We start from the raw sequence: 17,371 nt of genomic DNA, 5'->3' as shown, positions 1-17,371 counted from the left end.
TCTTCAGGAAAAATCATGGCTACGACTCATATCTACCGCGCTGGCACGGTCAGCATCGCCGCGGGCGCTGTAATTGCAACCGGCGCGGGCACCGCCTGGCTGTCGAACGCGGCCAGGGGCGACGTGCTGGTGGTTCCAAGCGGTCAATGCTTTGAGCTGGTTACGGTGGAAACCGACAGCCGGCTGACGCTCGATGCGGGCCCTGTGGCGGCGATAAATGGCGCACCCTACGTCCTGCTTCGCTTTGCCACCGCCCAAAATGTGCGCGATCTCCTTGAGAAAGTAGAGGAGTTCCTGAAGGACAGGCAGGTAAGCCTGGCCGAGTTCGCCGACTGGGCTTCGGGGACTGCTACCGGCGGGCCGAACAAAGACGGAAAGTATCCACTCACCGACCGGTACGGCACTGTCACCATGGCCGCATGCCCGGCCAAGCTTGCAGTTATTGCGGGCACTGGCGGCGGCGGAGGTGGTGGGGCTGGAACGGTGAAGCGACTCAATGACGTCACCCCGGATGAAAACGGCAAGCTCACCGTCACCCCGGGCGATATCCAGGCGGCGACGGCGCAGCAGGGTGTGCTGGCCGATGGTGCTGTGCAAAAGGCGTTGGCCAGGATCTATAAGCCCCTGCTCACCGACGTGCTGGTGCTGGGGGACAGTCGTGTTTTCCAATGCACAAAGGGCAACGTCGGGTTTTCTGACTGGGCAGTGTCGGAATCCGGCGGCCTAGCGGCCTTCCCCCTCAACCTGAACAAAGGCATCGACGGCAACACCACCTCCCAGATGCTCGCCCGACTCGAGGCTGACGTCTTGGCCAACAGCGCATCGTTCGACGTGATGGTCCATTTCGGCACGGGCAATGACCGCATCAAAGGCATGTCCCTGGAGCAGACAATCCGGAACGTTGAGTATATGTACGCCGCCCTGATCAAGCGGGGCAAGGTTGTCATTGCCGTCGCAGAGACTCCGATCATCGGTGCGAACGTGGGTTTGCCGGCGCAGCAGACCGCGAACCACTTCGCTATCCATAACTGGTATCTGAACGTCGCTCCAAGCTTGGGCGTCCTGGTGGTGAATCCTTGGGACGAGATGGTCGACCCTGCATCCGGTTCGAATTTCTGGCCCTTGGGCGGCCTGACCGGTGACGGCCTCCACCCAACGCCCGCCGGCGCGCGCATCATCGGTCGCAAGGTCGCCGAGGTGCTGAAACGGCTCTTTACCTTTTCCGCAATCCTCCCTACAGCGAATGTTGCGTTCGACGCAGCGCTGGTGCCCGGCGGAAGCCTGATCCCGAATTCGCTTCTTACCGGCACGAACGGGCTGATGGGGGATGGCAGCAACGCCACCGGCCAGCTGGCTTCGTCATGCACCCTGTTGGGCTCGGATCTCAACGGCCTGGCCGTGGCGGCTTCGAAAGAGGCGGCAGATGTTGGGTTCAAACAGGTGTTGCGGATTACCGGGATGCCCAGCGGCACCACTCCGACACTGACCTTTGAACAGTCGGTGGACGTGTCCAAGGTTGCCGTAGGGCAGAGGCTGCGCGCGGTGGCCGGCTGGGAATTCATCAGCGTGAACACCAGCGTGCTGCAGGTGGCGCTGCAAATCGTAGCGGTGAGCGCGAGCGGTACCACCATTGCCCAGATCGGGCAGAACCAAGAGCTCGTCAACGCAATGCCAATTGGGACCATTGCCGGCACCCTCGTCACGCAAACGCTGGCCCTGGCCGAGGTGCCCACCAGCTTAAAGGTCCGTCTGTCCATCATTTGCAAGAGCGGTACCTGGCAGGACGCAACGATCAAACTCCGTCAGGTCGACCTGGCACGAATTTTCGCGTGAGGGCTTATCAATGAGTGAAACACAAGATCAAATGCTCGCCAGGGTGCTCCAGGGTAATTCCGATGCGATCGCGTTTTGCGAGACGCTTTTCGCTATTTCGCAGACCTTGGATGACATCGTGGACGGTGATAAGCCGCTCACCACCGACGACGTTTACCAGGCCTTCTGGCTGGCGCTGATCGAATTACCCATAAACCCGTTCTATCGGCACTTTGAACACTTCGTGCGCCCGCTCATGGCCGGCGCTCTCCAAGACTGGCGCGATAGCGTCACCCTGGAGCGAGACGGCGACCACCACGGCCGCAGCTTGGCCTTTGTCCTGCGCGACCAGCTCACCGGTCTGGTGGTGCAGTGCGCGTACCTCATCGGCGGGAGTGCCTGGATGGCAGAGGTCTCCGCCGGCATTCGTCGATTTTTCCATGACGAGACCTTTTCTGCCTACAACCAGGAACTGATCAAAGGAGTTGCACGATGAGCGGCGGCGGAAAGAAGGCAGACAACTCAATCCAGGAAACGCCCGAGCAGAAGTTCGCTGCCCAGGTGGCGGCGGAGAAGTGGAACTACGCCCAGGAGCGGCTGGCGCCCGTCGAAAACGCGTACATGAAACGCGTGGATGACATGGATTCGGCCGGCAGCATGGCCTACGTCCGCGGCAAGGCGAACGCGGGGACGCAACAAGCACTGGCGTCGGGCCTGAAGCAGGTCGACCAGGGCATGGCTCAGCAGTACGGTCTGAACCCAAACAGTGGCCGCTCCATCGGTGCCCAGGGAGACTTGGCCGCCAGTGTCGGGGCCGCCGGCGGCGACACAATGGCTCGTGCACAGTTTGAGCAGAAGGGTCAGAAAATAGCCGGGCTCAGCAGCGTGGCGGCCATCGGTCAGGGGCAATCGTCTCAGGCCCAGGCGGGTCTCAACACCGTAGCTAACCAGGCAGCTCAAGATGCTCAAGCTGCCGCGTTCACCAGCTTCAACCGTAAATCGGCGAACCTGCAGCTCGCTGGCGCGGCCATGGGTGCGGTGGCCGGCGGAGCCGCCTACGGGCTCAACAACATGGCCGAGGCGAAGAAAGCGGCTGCGGCCTCGGCAGGTGCCACGAACTCTGGCCTATCTAGTTTCAACAGCGGCTACGGGATGTCCACGGACAGCCTGCAGGGGTTTAAGTACAAAGCAAACTTCGGAGGTGAATAAAAATGCCCTACTACGTAGATCCGAGCGCCGCGTTCGCCGGAAAACAAGGCGCCTCCACGGTGCTTGGGCAGTTGAGCCGTTCCCAATGGGATGACTGGAAGGCTCGCTTTCAACCCTACGTCGGCAAGCTGGCCAACATCGCCACCAGCGACTCTTTCGCCGGCGAGCAAACCGCGACCGCCTCGGAGTCAGTCAACAAAACCTTCGACAGCGCGACCCAGGGCCTGCAGATGCAGCAGCAGGGCATGGGGTTGATGCTGACGCCTGCCCAGCAGGCAGCCCAGGACAGGAAAATGCAGCTGGGTCGAGCTTCAGCAACGGTCGACGCGAGCAACAACGCACGTGTTTCGGCGCGTGACCTGCAAGAGCAAATCATGGCCGGCGGGATGGGCCTCAGTGGACTGAAACCGGGGAGTTAAATCATGGGTTATGGATTGATCGGATTGAAACAGGAAATGCAGGGGGAGGCCATGCAAGGCCTCTCCCAGCTATCCCAGCAGCAGCAACAGGCGAAACTGGCTGAAGACCAGATGAACCAGCAGAACAAGGCCAACACCCAGTCGAGTCAGGTGGGCATGGCCACCACGGGCGCAATGGCAGGCTCTGCCTTTGGTCCGGTGGGTACGGCTATCGGTGCTGGTATTGGATTTATTGCAGGATCGTTCATGTAGATAGCTGCGCTACACTCGAATCATTATTTATTCGAGAACCGCTCTTGGAACTTGCGCTCTGGATTATCGCCATCCTCCTTCTCCTCATTTACCTGCTGCTCCGTCAAGCGGTACAGCTGCTGAGGAAAGACCTACCTAAGCTGATCAAGGTCGCCTCAGATTTAAATGTTGAACGATTAGATCAGGTTGCTGAGCGGGTAGAGGATGTGCGCGGAAGCATCGATACGCTCGCTTCAAACCGCTCTCATCAACTGGAGCGGTGATCACAAATTACCTTTTCCATTGGACTACTGCTGTAAATCAGCCGAATGATGTCCGGGAAATACTATTGTCGGGAGACAACAAATGGCAGGCGGATTAGACACCCGTGGCGGGATGGATGGCTTCACCCAGGGTTTTGGCCTGGTGAGCAATCTCCTCGCGCAGAAGGATCAGCGAGCACTCCAGCAGGCTCAACTCGCCCAACAGGCAGAGGATCGCCAATATGGCCGCGAGATCCAGCAACAGGAAATGGGCCTGCGCAAAGACGATCTGGCATATCGACGGGAAACTGATCAGCGAAACTACACTGACACCCAGGCCCAGCGTCAGTACCTCCACCAGCGCGATGCCGATAACGCTGCGCGCCAAGATCGCCAATTCCAGGCAACCTACGGCCTTCAAGTGGCTGGCCAACGGCAGGCGGCTGCGAGGATGCAGCGCGAGGATCAGCGCCTCGACCTTCAGCAACAGCAGCTGACCCGCCAGATCGGCCGGCAGGACAAGGCGGAGATGCAACAGCAGGATGCGCTCACAGCGAAATCGGCTTATGCCAAAATCGCCGCAGGCGGTGACTTGGATGACAACGACCTCGAAGTCTTCAAGCGCAACCCATGGATGGACCCCCGGCACGTCCTTTCTCCCGCGATGCAAGGCGACGTGGCCACCGCAGGCAAAGTATTCACCGGAGAACTCAACTCCAATGCCCCGGAAGCTCTGGATGCTGTGAACCGGGTGTTCGGTCCCGATATCCAGAAGGGCGGCGGCGGCAAAAAGCGCATTGTTCAGGTAATGCCCGGTCAGACCGAGGGTACAGTGGTATTCGAGCTGGAAGTTACCGGTGATGATGGGAAGAAATACACCGCCCCGATGACGAAGAATCGCGGTACTACAAATGATGCCGACGACGAAGTGCTCGAGGTTCCCATCGAGAAATTGGTTGACCGTGTGTCCGGCTACAAGCTCCTGAGTGGCGTATTCAATACCCCTGAAAACAGGCAGGCCGCGCTGCGCTATGGCCAGCAGATGGGATTGGCTCCGAAGGATCAGATGAGCAAGCCACTTGCTGCCCCGGTTCAAAAAGCCGAGGACAAGGATCTGGAAGCCATCGCCGCTGCGTCAACCATGAACGATCAGCTTTCGAAGGTTGGCGAACAGATATCTTCTGGGAAGCTCAAGCTCGGGCCGGTCAGCAACACGCTCGCATCCGCTCGAAATGCTATGGGCATGAGCACAGAGGAGTCGCGGAACTACGGTTCGTTGAACTCCACGCTTGAGCAGCTGCGCAATGCCAGTTTGCGGCTCAACGCTGGCGTGCAGACGGACGGTGACGCCCAGAGAGCCTGGAATGAGCTCATCACCAACATCAACGACCCCGCGCTCGTGCAGCAACGCCTGACTGAAATCCGCGCCCTGAACGAAAAAGCGATGGATCTGAAAACCAACATGATCCAGCAGCGCCGGCATAACGCCCGTGCGGAGCCTTTGGACATTGGCACGGTCATTCCGCAGGTGGATCAACAGCGCGGTTTGCAAAAAATGCCAAAAGCTCAAGCTGCGCCTCGGCAAGAACAACCTGCGTCGCCTCGTATCGCAAACGACGATGATTACAACCGTCTACCGTCCGGCACGGTTTTCATCGATCCGAATGGAAAACAAAGGGTGAAACCATAATGGCCGCTTGGGAAGATGCTCCGCTCCATCAAGCGGCTGCTGTTGCGAAACCAGAAACCCGCCCTGCCAGATCCGCATGGGAGTCTGCGCCTATCGCGGAAAAAGAAGCTCCTCAAGAAGGTGGTTTTTTCCAGTCAGTGAAGAATTTGTTCACAGGTGAGGATCGGCAAACCCGCGCAACAAAAGAGCTTCCAGAATTGCAAAATTCAGGGCTTTTCAAAGGTCTTGATATTCCAGCCGGGCAGCAAGCTGCATTGTTTGCGGCGCTGCCGACCACCACAGATACTGGCGAAATTGCCAAAATGCTGCGGTCCAGCTCTCCCTATATCGGAATTTCTCAGGACGAGAAAGGCAACCTGATCGCTGCAAACAACAAGACCGGTGTACAGGCAGTGATTAACAAGCCAGGCTTGACTGGCCTCGACGTGGCGCAGGCTGTAGGTATTGGTGCAGCATTCACGCCAGCAGGGCGGGGGGCTGCAATGGCCGGTGGTGGCATGGGTCGTCAGGCATTGGTTTTAGGTGCGGGCTCCGCTGCTACACAGGCGGGGCTTGAGGGCCTGCAAGAAAATGCCGGCGGTAATTTTGACGGCGGCGATATTGCTATTGCTGGCGCGCTCGGCGCGGCAACCCCGTTTGTAGCGAGTGCCGCGGGCGGTGTTGTGGACGCTGGTAGGCGTGCAGTCAGGGCAATGCGAAATCCTGCCCAGGGCGAAAACGCTCAACTTGTTCGAGCAGCCGAGCAAACCAACATCCCATTGATGACTTCAGATGTATTTCCGCCTGAAACGTTCATGTCGCGCAGCGCGCAGGTAGCCGGTGAGCGAATTCCGTTCGCTGGTACGGCTGGTGCGCGGCAAGCGCAGCGAGAAGCACGGATAGCCGCGGTTGAGGATCTCAATAATCAGTACCCGCAGCCCCGGGCTGATCAGATTATGGAAAGCCTTCAGGCAAGGGTGGGCCGCCGGCGTCAAGCTGCTGGTAACAGGATTGGCAGGTACGAGGCCCAGCTGGATCAGTTAGGAGTTGTGCCGTATGCCAGAACGACCCAAGCCGCGGATGATGCTCTTGCCGAGCTAAACCGGCCGGGAATTGTAGGAAGCCCGGAGGCGGCGAACGAAATCCAGCAGTTCATGCAGACGCTCAACGCGGCGCCGCAAACCTACTCCTCACTCCGGGAGAACCGCACAGCATTGCGAGACATCGTTAAGTCTTTCGACGGTGCCGCGAGGAGCCAGTTGCCCACTAGGGCGAAAGCACTACTGACCCGCCTCCAGTCGGCGCTTTATGACGACATGAGCGATGTTGCGCAGGCGAACCTGCCAGTTCAAGACGTTCTCAAGCTTCGTCAGGCGAATGCTATCTACGGCGAAGAGGCCGGAAAAGTAAGCAAGTCACGCATGAAGTCAGTGCTTGATCGTGGAGATGTCACGCCTGAGCTGGCCGAGAGCTTGCTTTTCAGTCGGAAGCCAAGTGAGGTGCGAAACCTATTCCAGAGCCTCGATACTGAAGGCAGGCAGGCTGCGCGTGCGACGATCATTCAAAAGCTTCTCAGAGATTCACATGGCGCCGATGGTCTATCTCCGGATCGTTTTATTAACAACATGAACAAGATGCCGGCCCAGGCCAATATCTTCTTCAGGGATGCTGATCGCCAACAGCTTGAAGGGTTGCGCCGGGTTTTGGATTCGACACGGCGCGCAGGACAGGCAGGCGTGATGACAAATACTGGGCAGCAAAACTACAGTATCGGCGGTTTCGCTGCCGCGACTGCGGCCGGGCTGAAGGCGATACCCATTGCCGGCGCGATCGGTGGTTTCGCACGTCTGTACGAGAGCGCGCCTGTTCGGAACGCCTTGATTCGGCTTGCGGAAAATCCAAGCACTGGCGCCTCATCTGCTGCTGCACAGGCTCTGGCCGTGCGCCTTTCACCTTACCTCCAGGCGATGCAAGCTGGTGGAGGGGATGACGATAATTCTGTGGCAACAGCACCCGTCGACCGGCCTCCGGCTACTGCAGGTCAGCCAATTTTGCCCAAGGTGCAGGGTCAGGCTCAGATCCCATCCTCGGAGTCGACGGAAATCTCGTCCAAGGACCAGCAGAATCTGGAAAACGACATTCCCGAACCAGCAGAGTTGGGTCGACCAAAGCAGCAAGGTCTGCTCACTCCCGGAAACATCGATCTGAACGCCAGGCCCACAGTCAGGAACGCTGACGGAACGATCAGCACCGTTCGGTCAATGTCGATCGGCATCGATGGCAAGGAGGTGCTCATCCCGACAGTCAGCGATGACGGCAGGATCATGTCGGACGACGAGGCGATCCAGACTTATCGGCGCACCGGAAAGCATCTCGGTATGTTCAAAGATCCCGAGAGCGCGAGCGCGTACGCTGAAAAGCTGCACGAGGACCAGGCGGCGCAATATGGCGACAAGAGTGCCGCCAAGCCCGGTGCCATGCTGCCGGAGGCCAGTGACGATCAAGCAGCTTTGCCGCCGGCCCAAGCGCTGGACCTCGCCGCCCGGAGCGCTGCCACTTCTCCGGACAACGATCTGCCTGAGCCTAGCAGTGCCCAGAAGGAAGCTGGCAACTATCGCAAAGGGCATATCAAGCTGCAGGGGCTGAACATCGCCATCGAGAACCCGCGCGGCTCTGAGCGCAAAGGCGTCGATGGGAACGGCAAGGAGTGGTCGCATTCCATGTCCGACCATTACGGCTACATCAAGCGCACCACCGGTGCTGATGGCGACCAGGTTGACGTGTACGTCGGTCCTGAGCCTTTCAGTCAGCGGGTGTTCGTCGTAGACCAGAAAGACCAAAGCTCAGGCAAGTTTGATGAGCACAAGGTCATGCTGGGCTACACCAGCCAGGCGGCGGCGATCAAAGCCTACAAGTCGAACTTCGATAAGGACTGGAGTGTGGGCGACGTCACCGAGATGAAAATGCCGGAGTTCAAGGCCTGGCTCAAGGCTGGTGACACCGCAAAGCCGGTGGCGGCTGGGACTTCGAAGCCAACGGTGAAGGCCATCAACGCCAAAATGGCAGCGGTGCGCCTCGGCGGAATGAGTGCCGAGCGCAAACAGCAGGAGCTGGCCAGGCTGATCCAGGAACGGGAGCAGCTCGCCAGTTGATTGAAAGCGGCCTGCTTGTATAGGGGCCGCACCCCACTTAATCCGGCCGTGAGGCCCCATCCAGTAGGTATTCCAGATGCCTGGACAATCTCCAGACTCGACACTTTTCACCGACCCAGACCGCTTGCAACCAGGTGAGCGAGAGCCAATCCGCGCGCTGAATCCACTTCAGTTGGACGGCCAGGCGCTTTGCTTGTGCAGTTGCGGCTGGTTCGGCTCAGAGGAACAACGCCAGGACCGCGCATGCCCGGCGTGCGGCTCAACCGTAGCGAAGGCTGCGAGCAAGGCTGTGCTACACGTTTACGAGACCATGGCCAAGCTGCTAAACGACAGCAGTGAAAGGCTCAAAGGGGCTCAGATCGACTGTATATCGCTGCGCGCGATGGTGGACCAGTCGGTCCAGAATTGCCGAACGCTTCAGGATGTCCAAACCCCGCTTACCGCAAAGGCGGCAGCATTTGACGCCTCAATGAAGCTGATCGGCCTGCCGGCGGATACGGCGCCTGATGTTTACCCAAGATTCATTCAATCCATTCTGCACGACCAGCTTCGCTACACCATGCACCGCGACGTGTTGCGCCTCGATCAGGCCGCGTGGGATGCGGTGCAAGACTTCCCGCAACACAAAATGTCTGCCTTGGATTACGATCAGGCCGTTGACCGGCAGATCTCGCGCTGGCGCCAGATTCAGCACCAAGCTGAAATGCAGCTTCTGGCCAAGGAAAAAGCCGAGGCCGAACAGGGTAAAAACTCGGGCGAGCAGCAGGTCGACCCAGCCCACGAGGGAGATCAGGGCCAGCCGATTATCGAAGTAGCCTAAACTGACTGACACGCCGGACAAGAATTTGGCCAGCGTGTCATGCAGGCCGTGTTACGAGAAGTTTATTTTCGAGCTGCTTAATGAGGTCAGGACCATGGATTTTGATATTTCAGACGGCTTTGCCGACTGAGTACCGCTTAAGTTTCTCAGTTAGCTGTCAGAGTTCTTCCGCGATTTGCTCGGCAGCGGACCGACGCCTGTCACGCAAACTCACTACTTACCCCTATGACACTTCAATCTTTGGGTGGGGGTAATTTAACCAGCTTTAGAACGCCACCGTCGTACCATGGCATCGCCACGGCGCCAGCTGCGCCTAGGTAGACTGTCATTTGGTCACCAGGCCCCCAGGTCCCCGACCCGCAGCGCAGCATATAGGCTACAGGGTGTCGCATGCCAAGCTGGCGCAATTGTGGTTGCAGTTCTGCCGGCGGCATGGCTTGCAAGCGATCCAAGGTAGGCTCCGCGCACGCGTCGTTTGTAGCCGTGGGCTGATCCCACGCCAGGCGCTGTGGCGTAAAGGTAAGGCGCTTGCCCATCAGACTTGGATCGTTGTCACCGAGCGCCTGTACGCCGTTGGCGGACACGGCGACTCCGGCTACCCGCCAATTACCGATGAAGTTCGAAGGAGCGTCCGCCGCCATCACCGAGGTTGCTACACTTAGCAACAGTGCCACACCCGAATTAAATGTTTTCTTCATGTCTATAGCTCGCTCTGTGGTGATGCCTTTAATAGGCCGCATCTTAGAGGAAGTGGCACTGCGATGCGTGTTGCTTTAGCCGGATTGTAGAGGTAGCACGGACTACGGTGGTCCCAAGACTTGCTAGGGGCACGTCGCCTCTCAGCAGGAGGACATTTTCGGCAAGGATGATGAGGACCCCAATGAGCTGCGAAGCTGGCTTAACGGCTGGAGATAATCAAACGGTTCGCGTGCACGTCGGATTCACATGGCATCTGGCTAGTGATAGCCATCAATTTCGGACAAAATGATGTCATGAAAAATGAAAAAGATATTCATCCCGACGCGGCTGTTGCTCCCAGCTATCTCGCCAAGCACGCAGAGCGCGTATTTCATCGCGCGGTAGAGGCAACGTTAAGATCACGCGGGACATCGCTCACTTTAATCGGCCCATTGCTGTGGCTATCTTGGCGCGGCCCTATGCTTCAGCGCGATCTTGTGAAAGCATCTGCGGTAAAACAACCTGCCATGGTTGCGACTCTAGATAAGCTAGAAGCGGCCGGCTTGGTTGAGAGGGAGGTTGTAGCGACAAATAAGCGTGCTGCGCTTGTAAGCATCACATCACGCGGTAGGGATACTGCAGCGCTAGGACGGCAGGTTTTGCTTGATACTAACGCACAGGGCATGAATGGATTCACGCCTGAGGAAACAGCGACCTTGGTGGCTTTACTCCAGAGATTTATCGCAAATTTAGAAGCCTGATATATTAAATCACGCGTGATGTTATTTTATATCATGCGTGATATTGTGTGCGGATCACAGGAGAATCTGCATGCGTAAAAAAATCCTCATCAGCGGGGCAAGCGTCGCTGGCAATACCACAGCTTGGTGGCTTTCCCGATACGGCTTTGACGTTACTGTAATTGAAAAGGCTCCCGCATTTCGTGATGCAGGCCAAAACGTTGATGTCCGAGGAGCAGGTCGAGATGTACTGCGAATGATGGGGCTTGAGCGCGCGGCTTTAGATCTTCGCACCTCTGAGGTGGGAACTGATTGGGTAGACGAACATGACAACCCAATCGCGCGCTTCACAGTAGATGAAGTTGGGGACGGTCCAACAGCAGAGTTGGAAATAATGCGTGGCGACATTGCTCGATTGATCTATGAGCCTGCGAGTAACAGATCAACCTATTTATTCAATGAGACTATCACGGCACTTGAGCAAGATGCACACGGCATCACCGTGCACTTCCAGAATCGCCCGAGTGCTCTATACGATGCTGTGATTGTGGCGGAGGGTGTAGGATCATCCACTCGCGAATTGATTTTTCCAGGAGAGAACAACCCGAAGTGGATGGACATGACTCTTGCCTATTTCGCAATACCCAAGACTTCCGTCGATGGTGTGTTCGCGCGTCAGTACAATACGGTAGGTGGAATCGGAGCGACGTTAAAACCTGGCCGCGAAAATAGCGTACATGTATACATGGGGATGCAGAGAAAGTCTGAAGGCGAGAATGAGTGGTCTGTAGAGCGGCAAAAAGAGTTTCTGCAAGAGAAATTTTCCGATGCAGGATGGCATTTTCCACGCATTCTTGAGGGTATGAATAAGACTGATAATTTCTATTTTGATGTTCTTCGACAGGTCAGAATGCGCCGCTGGCATCACAATCGTGTCGTCCTTACAGGTGATTCTGCATGGTGCGTTACGCCTTTGTCTGGCATCGGCACCACGCTAGCTATAGTCGGCGGCTATGTATTGGCAGGAGAGTTATCAAAAACGGACGATCTTCCGTCTGCATTGGCCTCTTACGAGCGCGTCATGCGCCCGTTTGTAAGAGAAGGACAAGGCGTTCCTAAAATTCTGCCTCGTATGCTTTGGCCTCATTCTCGTATCGGTCTTAAATTGCTCAGAGAGCTTATCCGCATCGCAGGAAAACCAATATTGCGTAAGATATTCTCCAGTCTTCTGCTTCGGAATTCAGAAAAAATCGATATTCCAATATATGCATTAAAAAGCATAGATTAATATGTTAAATTTAGCTTTGCAGCTTTCCTTGCAGGTTTTGTACTTTATAAGTTTTTAAAGTTTAGTCGAGGGACCGCTAGTTAGGTTAAGAAAAATTTAATAGCTAAGCATCCTAAATTTAAAAGTATGGGCCTCATAGTAGAGGTTGAGGCCCATGCCAATTAAATTTGATTACACTTACTTTCTCGAAGAAGGAAAGTCATGATTTGCAGTGTTAGCACGAACCGCCATTCCTCCTGTCTTCGCATTGTATAACACGTCATAAGAATAATATGGCAACAGCCCCGCTGAGATTTGTACTCCAGGGCGATTGGGTGCAGGGGAAAAATTTGCCCTACCCCTACGCTCAGGATCTCCTGCCCGAAATTCTATTGATGGCAGCGGAGCCCCGGACGCCGAGGTAAATCGCATCTCAACTGGTGCTCCGGGCTGCCAAGCTCTCGGACGTTCGGCATTGCGTACAGTTATAGCTGGTGCACCGGTATCCCAGAGTATCGCGCTACATATTTCCTGAGCCTCCAAGCGCGCTACTTTTATGCAGCCATCAGCCGAGCCCGTAGGATTACTTTTCGACAGCAATGGTACAAAATCCTTAATGTCATGTGAGTCGGGGTTGAGAATGAGGAAGCCATCACCTTCGCCACGCTGAGGTATGTGCACTATCCAGCTATCTACTCCAAGTTTTACTAACGGGTTGGGAGCGAGCTTTGATCCGAAGCGAATGCCTACGATCGCGGGAAACCCTTGACCCGGATACCCCGATCCCATTAGCCCATATTGAGAAGGGGTGAGTTTACCCGCTGGGCAGTCGATGCCTCCTCCGCGGCATCCTGTCATCCGAACGGCCTGTAGGGATATTTCTTTTTTCGAACTACCTATCTGAACTGATGCGAGCGTGTTCGGACCGATTAACGTGACCCCACTTCCGTACCCGTAAGTATCATCCACTCCAGAAGGTGATACTCCCGCTCGTTCGACCGCTCGAGGTAGTAAACGCAATCCTGTAGATCCAGTATCTAATCCCGCCTGTATCGGTTGACCATTTACAATGACATTGATTGTATATCTGGGGACCTTCTTAGGTCCGATCAGTACTTCATGAATGGGCACCACACTTCGTTGACCGAATGTGTTTGTGTCAACGTTGACGAGCGGGGGCTGAGCATTCGCTGCCCACACATTACCCAAGACCAAAGCCAACAGAAGACTACCCTTCGCCACTTTTTTCTTCATCATCGCCGATACCTAAGAATAGAGCACATGCATGTATGTCGCCCCTTAAATGCGATTTATATCACTAGTGATTTAACATTAGCTGAACCAATACTGAATGACTTTGATTTTTATATTTCGCAGCAAATTGAGTGTTGATGTAGCCGGTGTGTAATAACCGAGCCTAGTACATATTTGGTTTCCTCACTTTTTGAGCGGGGAAGCCATCCACTGCGTCGACCTGTTGTATAGCCATAGCTGCGTGTGTTGGCTTATTTTTGTCGACTAGCACGAGCGAAAAGCAGACCTCGTGCGCACCTGGCAGGGCAAGGTGATGGTCAGCATCAACGCCATCCAGATATCCGGCAGGTGTTTGAAGGTCCTGCATCGAGACCATGGATAAGCAAATCGCGCATTACAAGTCGGTCAACGAGAAACCGGCCCACGAGATCGCACTGTTCATGCACGTCAGGTTTGCAAAGTGCAGCGCGGAATTGAGCCTCGATCAAGCCAACCTGCTCGACGCCTTGATCAACGCGGGTATCGCCGGTAACGAGGCCGAACTTGAGGTACTGCAACCGACACCTGTCGAGCCCAAAATGCGCCAGCAACCCAAGTGCGCATCGCTGCCCCCATGGTTTCCTCGCATGCTGATCCCTAACGAGCCGGACAACAGCAACTGCCAGTGTACTTACGCCCTCAAGCGCATCGGCGGAGATCCCAGCGCAAAGCTCGACTACACGCCCGGCATGTTCGCCGTCGAGCGCCACATCCGTGGAAAGTGTGCCTAGGAACAGTGCGAAACGCTGATCCAGGCGCCGGTACTCGCGCACGTCATCGACAAAGGCATTCCGACAGCGGACCTGCTGGCCCACATCATGGTGGCCACGTTCGCCGACCATCTGCCGCTGTATCGCCGAGAGAAAATCTTTGGCCTTGCCGGGCTAATCCCGGCGACCGTCCCCAGAATAACGAGTCCATACCTGCCTCTCCCCGCTCAATCGGACTGAAATGAGAGCGCTCAATATTGATGATTTCTTTTTGAACAGGCGTTGGCCTCTTCGAATCTCACGATCCACTGCAACCAGTGCTGCGAACTTGGGGGGGACGAAGGGTGTGGTGAGGCAAAACTAATTCAAAAGCGTTGCTCAAGCTTTGCGTGAATTTCACGATAACGTGATTGCGCGTTTACCTAATCATGCAGGCCATCCCATGTTTTCGAGATTCACGATTTCTCAAAAGTTAAGCCTCGGCTTTGGCTTAATCATTTTGATTATTTGCATCATGGTTGCAGTGGTTCGTGATGCTTTCAGCAAAATCGACGAAGCTACTAATTGGAACATTCACACGTACACAGTGTTGGAGGCAAGTAACAAACTCCTTATCAGCCTGACCAATATCGAGACGGGTATGCGGGGCTTTGCTCTGAGTGGCGACGATGACTTTCTGGCACCGCTCATTGCCGGCAAAAACAATTTCGGTCAGGTCCATGGAGAGCTTGTAAAGCTCACGTCCGATAACCCAGCTCAGCAGCAGCGATTGGCTGAGCTCAAGGTGATTCAGCAGAAATGGTTTGGCGAAGATATCGAAGGCACGGTGGCGTTGCGCAGATCAATGGTTGCGGGAAAAGCGACCATCGATGATGTCGTCAAACGCATCAAGGATCGCCAAGACAAAGCCAAGATGGATGGCATGCGCAAGTTGATTGCCGACCTGCAACAGGATGAGCAAAAGCTTCTTTCTGGACGTGCCCAGGTACTAACAGACGCGGCGAGCTTTGCCAACCTGAGCATGCTCGTCGGTGGCTTGTTTGCAGCCTTGGCGGCGCTGGCGGTAGCCTTCAGCCTGTCATCGTTAATCCGAAAACGTCTTAATCTAGCGATCAATGCTGCTAAAAATATCGCTGCTGGACGTCTTGACATAAAAATCGAAAACGTCGGCAACGATGAGATCGGCAAGCTGCTCGAAGCATTCAATGAGATGCAAATACGGCTTCGCACCATGATTGCTGCGATAAAGGATGGCGCTGAAAAGCTGCTAAGTTCTGCCACTCAGATATCGCATGCATCCGTTGAGTTATCTTCCGCTGCAGCGGATCAGTCTCAGTCAGCGTCTTCAATAGCTGCCACTGTTGAAGAGCTAACAGTCAGCATCAGTCACGTAGCCGCAAGCGCAAGCGAGGCACATGTAATCTCCTCCGCATCCGGGAAACACTCGATCGAAGGTGGCGCAGTCATTCAAAACACGCTGCAGAGCATGAATCTTATTGCCGGTACGGTGCAGTATTCTGCTCAGCAGATTGCGGAACTGGGTGTGGACATTCAGCAAATCACGTCCATTGTTAACGTGATCAGCGCAATCGCGGAGCAGACTAACCTCCTGGCGCTGAACGCAGCCATTGAAGCTGCGCGCGCCGGCGATCAGGGTCGCGGCTTCGCAGTCGTCGCCGACGAGGTACGACTACTTGCACAACGTACTGGCAAGTCGACGTACGAAATCGGCGAGATGATCCAAAAGATTCAGATCAGCGCCAAAGATGCAGTCAAGCAAATGGAAGTGGGCGTGGAGCAGGTCAATAACGGGGTGCAACTCGCGAATTCTGCGAACACCGCCATAGACCAGATTCGTGGCGGAGCAACCCAGATCGTCAACGTCGTTGATCAGATCTCAGTAGCACTCAACGAACAAAGCGCGGCGAGCCAGGACGTCGCTTGCAGCGTCGAGCGCATCGCTCAAATGGCCCAGACCAGCAGCCATGGCATCTCGGAAACCGCCCGAAATGCAAAAGCTATTGAGCAGTTGGCGCTGATGCTAGAAAAGCAAGTGGCTCAGTTTAAACTCTGAGGATTTAAGGCGGCTGCACAAAAGGTATCTGCAAGCAACGCGGTGCTTTTGGTCGCGGTACGAGAATCGTAAAACTCCGATCTCATTCAGAACGGTAACACACACCTGCTCTACAATCTTTCCCTCAATAGAGTCGCTGCCTATCGGGGGGGGGATTTATAACCGGAACGAAAGCTGGCTAAGTTGTAGACGATTGATCTTGATGTCGGTAGCCACTTGCTGATCACATTGGCGTTGATGCCGTTATGAATGGCTACGACTAGAAGTCGTCGCCCCACGATTCAGGAATTCGTGGACGATCTGGACCTAAAATGGCCTGGGATAAGAGTTTCGTTGACGCATGGCAATCCTGGCGATAATGGATGATCGCGTCCGCATTAAAAATGCGCTGAGACCATCGCCCTTAATGCAGGGATTCTGTGAGCGACTGGGCCGGACGGTTACGAATCGCTTCCATGGGTTGATTTTGCATTTAATGAAAAAGGTTTCACCTGACATTCTCGGACGGATTGTTTCAGTGTCTAAAAATAACTCTCCCTATCTCTGTTTCATTGGGCGAAACAGGCGCTATCTCTTTGGCCATTTTTAGACAGTGAATCGCTGTAAGCCAAGCAGTAAGCGGCGTGCGACCTTCTCCGGCCCATACTGCTGCATTAGGGGCGCGTCAGTCAAAATGAACTCCGCAGATCCACCGCCAGAATTAGGGGCTCAACCTCTGCCAAGGTAAATTTGCTGCCGTCGTAGACGAAGTACAAATACCCTTGTTTTGGAACATTGAGGTAGGACATCCTCGCGAGAACCTCCTTATAGACGGAAAGCACATGGATCACCCGTTTACAGTATGGGACTGCAGAGGACAGGGTTCCCTCAATAGCAGCGTAGCCGTGCCTCTGAACCGAGTCTGCGGCCTTGTAGACGTTTTCGTGGTGCTGGAAAATCCTTGTCATTTGAACTCCCTCATAAAAATGAATGCTGTCATTAAGCTGGCATAACCGAGCCAAAACCACCCATTCAGGCACAAAAAAGGCACTTGC

At 55.4% G+C, this 17,371-nt stretch carries 16 protein-coding genes and 2 pseudogenes; 14 read left to right on the top strand and 4 right to left on the bottom strand.

The window, feature by feature from the left end; all coding sequences use genetic code 11:
* Positions 1–15 precede the first annotated feature (15 nt).
* From AO240_RS10250 to AO240_RS10225, 6 genes are read left to right on the top strand one after another with little or no spacing between them, the layout of a single operon-like run.
* Positions 16–1,833 (top strand): GDSL-type esterase/lipase family protein, encoded by a 1,818-nt coding sequence (locus AO240_RS10250; protein WP_099236436.1) that lies wholly within the window; start codon positions 16–18, stop codon positions 1,831–1,833.
* Positions 1,834–1,843: 10 nt separating this feature from the next.
* Positions 1,844–2,308, top strand: a complete 465-nt coding sequence (locus tag AO240_RS10245; RefSeq protein WP_099236435.1) for a hypothetical protein — start codon at positions 1,844–1,846, stop codon at positions 2,306–2,308.
* Positions 2,305–3,021, top strand: a complete 717-nt coding sequence (locus AO240_RS10240) for a hypothetical protein (protein ID WP_099236434.1) — start codon at positions 2,305–2,307, stop codon at positions 3,019–3,021. The genes AO240_RS10245 and AO240_RS10240 overlap by 4 nt, the downstream gene beginning before the upstream one ends.
* A gap of 2 nt (positions 3,022–3,023) precedes the next feature.
* Positions 3,024–3,440: a hypothetical protein gene (locus AO240_RS10235; RefSeq protein ID WP_099236433.1), complete on the top strand. Its 417-nt coding sequence runs from the start codon at positions 3,024–3,026 to the stop codon at positions 3,438–3,440.
* Positions 3,441–3,443: 3 nt separating this feature from the next.
* On the top strand, positions 3,444–3,692 hold the full coding sequence (locus tag AO240_RS10230; RefSeq protein ID WP_099236432.1) for a bacteriocin: 249 nt from the start codon (positions 3,444–3,446) through the stop codon (positions 3,690–3,692).
* Positions 3,693–3,736: 44 nt separating this feature from the next.
* Positions 3,737–3,955 (top strand): hypothetical protein, encoded by a 219-nt coding sequence (locus AO240_RS10225; protein WP_099236431.1) that lies wholly within the window; start codon positions 3,737–3,739, stop codon positions 3,953–3,955.
* 94 nt (positions 3,956–4,049) lie between these two features.
* On the opposite strand, the gene AO240_RS10220 is transcribed toward AO240_RS10225, so the two are convergent.
* Positions 4,050–4,421, bottom strand: a complete 372-nt coding sequence (locus AO240_RS10220) for a hypothetical protein (protein WP_099236430.1) — start codon at positions 4,419–4,421, stop codon at positions 4,050–4,052.
* Here AO240_RS10220 and AO240_RS10215 point away from each other — a divergent pair.
* From AO240_RS10215 to AO240_RS10205, 3 genes are all read left to right on the top strand, one after another.
* Entirely contained in the window at positions 4,386–5,624 is a 1,239-nt protein-coding gene (locus AO240_RS10215) for a hypothetical protein (RefSeq protein WP_099236429.1), read from the top strand. The genes AO240_RS10220 and AO240_RS10215 overlap by 36 nt on opposite strands.
* Entirely contained in the window at positions 5,624–8,755 is a 3,132-nt protein-coding gene (locus tag AO240_RS28925) for a hypothetical protein (RefSeq protein WP_099236428.1), read from the top strand. Before AO240_RS10215 ends, AO240_RS28925 begins: the two co-directional genes overlap by 1 nt.
* 310 nt (positions 8,756–9,065) lie before the next feature.
* Positions 9,066–9,575 carry a hypothetical protein gene (locus AO240_RS10205; RefSeq protein WP_099236427.1) on the top strand — a complete coding sequence of 170 codons (510 nt, stop codon included), beginning with the start codon at positions 9,066–9,068 and terminating at the stop codon, positions 9,573–9,575.
* Between the two features lie 233 nt (positions 9,576–9,808).
* On the opposite strand, the gene AO240_RS10200 is transcribed toward AO240_RS10205, so the two are convergent.
* Entirely contained in the window at positions 9,809–10,273 is a 465-nt protein-coding gene (locus tag AO240_RS10200; RefSeq protein WP_099236426.1) for a hypothetical protein, read from the bottom strand.
* A gap of 261 nt (positions 10,274–10,534) precedes the next feature.
* On the opposite strand from AO240_RS10200, the gene AO240_RS10195 reads away from it, so the two are divergent.
* Both AO240_RS10195 and AO240_RS10190 read left to right on the top strand, forming a co-directional pair.
* Positions 10,535–11,014, top strand: coding sequence for a MarR family winged helix-turn-helix transcriptional regulator (locus AO240_RS10195; RefSeq protein WP_218244383.1), 480 nt, complete (start codon positions 10,535–10,537; stop codon positions 11,012–11,014).
* Between the two features lie 70 nt (positions 11,015–11,084).
* A complete protein-coding gene (locus tag AO240_RS10190; protein ID WP_099236425.1) occupies positions 11,085–12,281 on the top strand; it encodes an FAD-dependent monooxygenase in 1,197 nt (398 codons plus the stop codon).
* A gap of 177 nt (positions 12,282–12,458) precedes the next feature.
* Here AO240_RS10190 and AO240_RS29305 read toward each other — a convergent pair whose 3' ends face one another.
* Positions 12,459–13,514: an aspartyl protease family protein gene (locus tag AO240_RS29305; RefSeq protein ID WP_371918618.1), complete on the bottom strand. Its 1,056-nt coding sequence runs from the start codon at positions 13,512–13,514 to the stop codon at positions 12,459–12,461.
* A gap of 365 nt (positions 13,515–13,879) precedes the next feature.
* Here AO240_RS29305 and AO240_RS10180 point away from each other — a divergent pair.
* The 3 genes and pseudogenes from AO240_RS10180 to AO240_RS29295 form a co-directional block, all read left to right on the top strand.
* Positions 13,880–14,440 (top strand): annotated as a pseudogene (locus AO240_RS10180) (transposase); the annotation flags it as partial.
* A 265-nt stretch (positions 14,441–14,705) separates the two neighbouring features.
* A pseudogene (locus AO240_RS29300) lies at positions 14,706–15,479 on the top strand (CHASE3 domain-containing protein); the annotation flags it as partial.
* On the top strand, positions 15,474–16,337 hold the full coding sequence (locus AO240_RS29295; protein WP_371918617.1) for a methyl-accepting chemotaxis protein: 864 nt from the start codon (positions 15,474–15,476) through the stop codon (positions 16,335–16,337). The pseudogene AO240_RS29300 and the gene AO240_RS29295, both read left to right, overlap by 6 nt.
* A 668-nt stretch (positions 16,338–17,005) precedes the next feature.
* Here the strand turns inward: AO240_RS29295 and AO240_RS10170 are convergent.
* A complete protein-coding gene (locus AO240_RS10170; protein ID WP_099236422.1) occupies positions 17,006–17,284 on the bottom strand; it encodes a hypothetical protein in 279 nt (92 codons plus the stop codon).
* Positions 17,285–17,371: the final 87 nt, after the last annotated feature.

Source organism: Pseudomonas sp. ICMP 460 (genome assembly GCF_002723595.1).
Lineage (GTDB): Bacteria > Pseudomonadota > Gammaproteobacteria > Pseudomonadales > Pseudomonadaceae > Aquipseudomonas > Aquipseudomonas kitaguniensis.
Note: the sequence above shows the minus strand (reverse complement) of the source record. Positions and strands in the feature narration are given on the sequence as shown.

Coding starts and splice junctions, on each gene's coding strand:
- AO240_RS10235 (WP_099236433.1), top strand. CDS start 3,024: ATGCCCTACTACGTAGATCCGAGCGCCGCGTTCGCCGGAAAACAAGGC.
- AO240_RS10240 (WP_099236434.1), top strand. CDS start 2,305: ATGAGCGGCGGCGGAAAGAAGGCAGACAACTCAATCCAGGAAACGCCC.
- AO240_RS29295 (WP_371918617.1), top strand. CDS start 15,474: ATGCAAATACGGCTTCGCACCATGATTGCTGCGATAAAGGATGGCGCT.
- AO240_RS28925 (WP_099236428.1), top strand. CDS start 5,624: ATGGCCGCTTGGGAAGATGCTCCGCTCCATCAAGCGGCTGCTGTTGCG.
- AO240_RS10205 (WP_099236427.1), top strand. CDS start 9,066: ATGGCCAAGCTGCTAAACGACAGCAGTGAAAGGCTCAAAGGGGCTCAG.
- AO240_RS10250 (WP_099236436.1), top strand. CDS start 16: ATGGCTACGACTCATATCTACCGCGCTGGCACGGTCAGCATCGCCGCG.
- AO240_RS10170 (WP_099236422.1), bottom strand. CDS start 17,284: ATGACAAGGATTTTCCAGCACCACGAAAACGTCTACAAGGCCGCAGAC.
- AO240_RS10245 (WP_099236435.1), top strand. CDS start 1,844: ATGAGTGAAACACAAGATCAAATGCTCGCCAGGGTGCTCCAGGGTAAT.
- AO240_RS10215 (WP_099236429.1), top strand. CDS start 4,386: ATGCAGCGCGAGGATCAGCGCCTCGACCTTCAGCAACAGCAGCTGACC.
- AO240_RS10200 (WP_099236426.1), bottom strand. CDS start 10,273: ATGAAGAAAACATTTAATTCGGGTGTGGCACTGTTGCTAAGTGTAGCA.
- AO240_RS10190 (WP_099236425.1), top strand. CDS start 11,085: ATGCGTAAAAAAATCCTCATCAGCGGGGCAAGCGTCGCTGGCAATACC.
- AO240_RS10230 (WP_099236432.1), top strand. CDS start 3,444: ATGGGTTATGGATTGATCGGATTGAAACAGGAAATGCAGGGGGAGGCC.
- AO240_RS29305 (WP_371918618.1), bottom strand. CDS start 13,514: ATGAAGAAAAAAGTGGCGAAGGGTAGTCTTCTGTTGGCTTTGGTCTTG.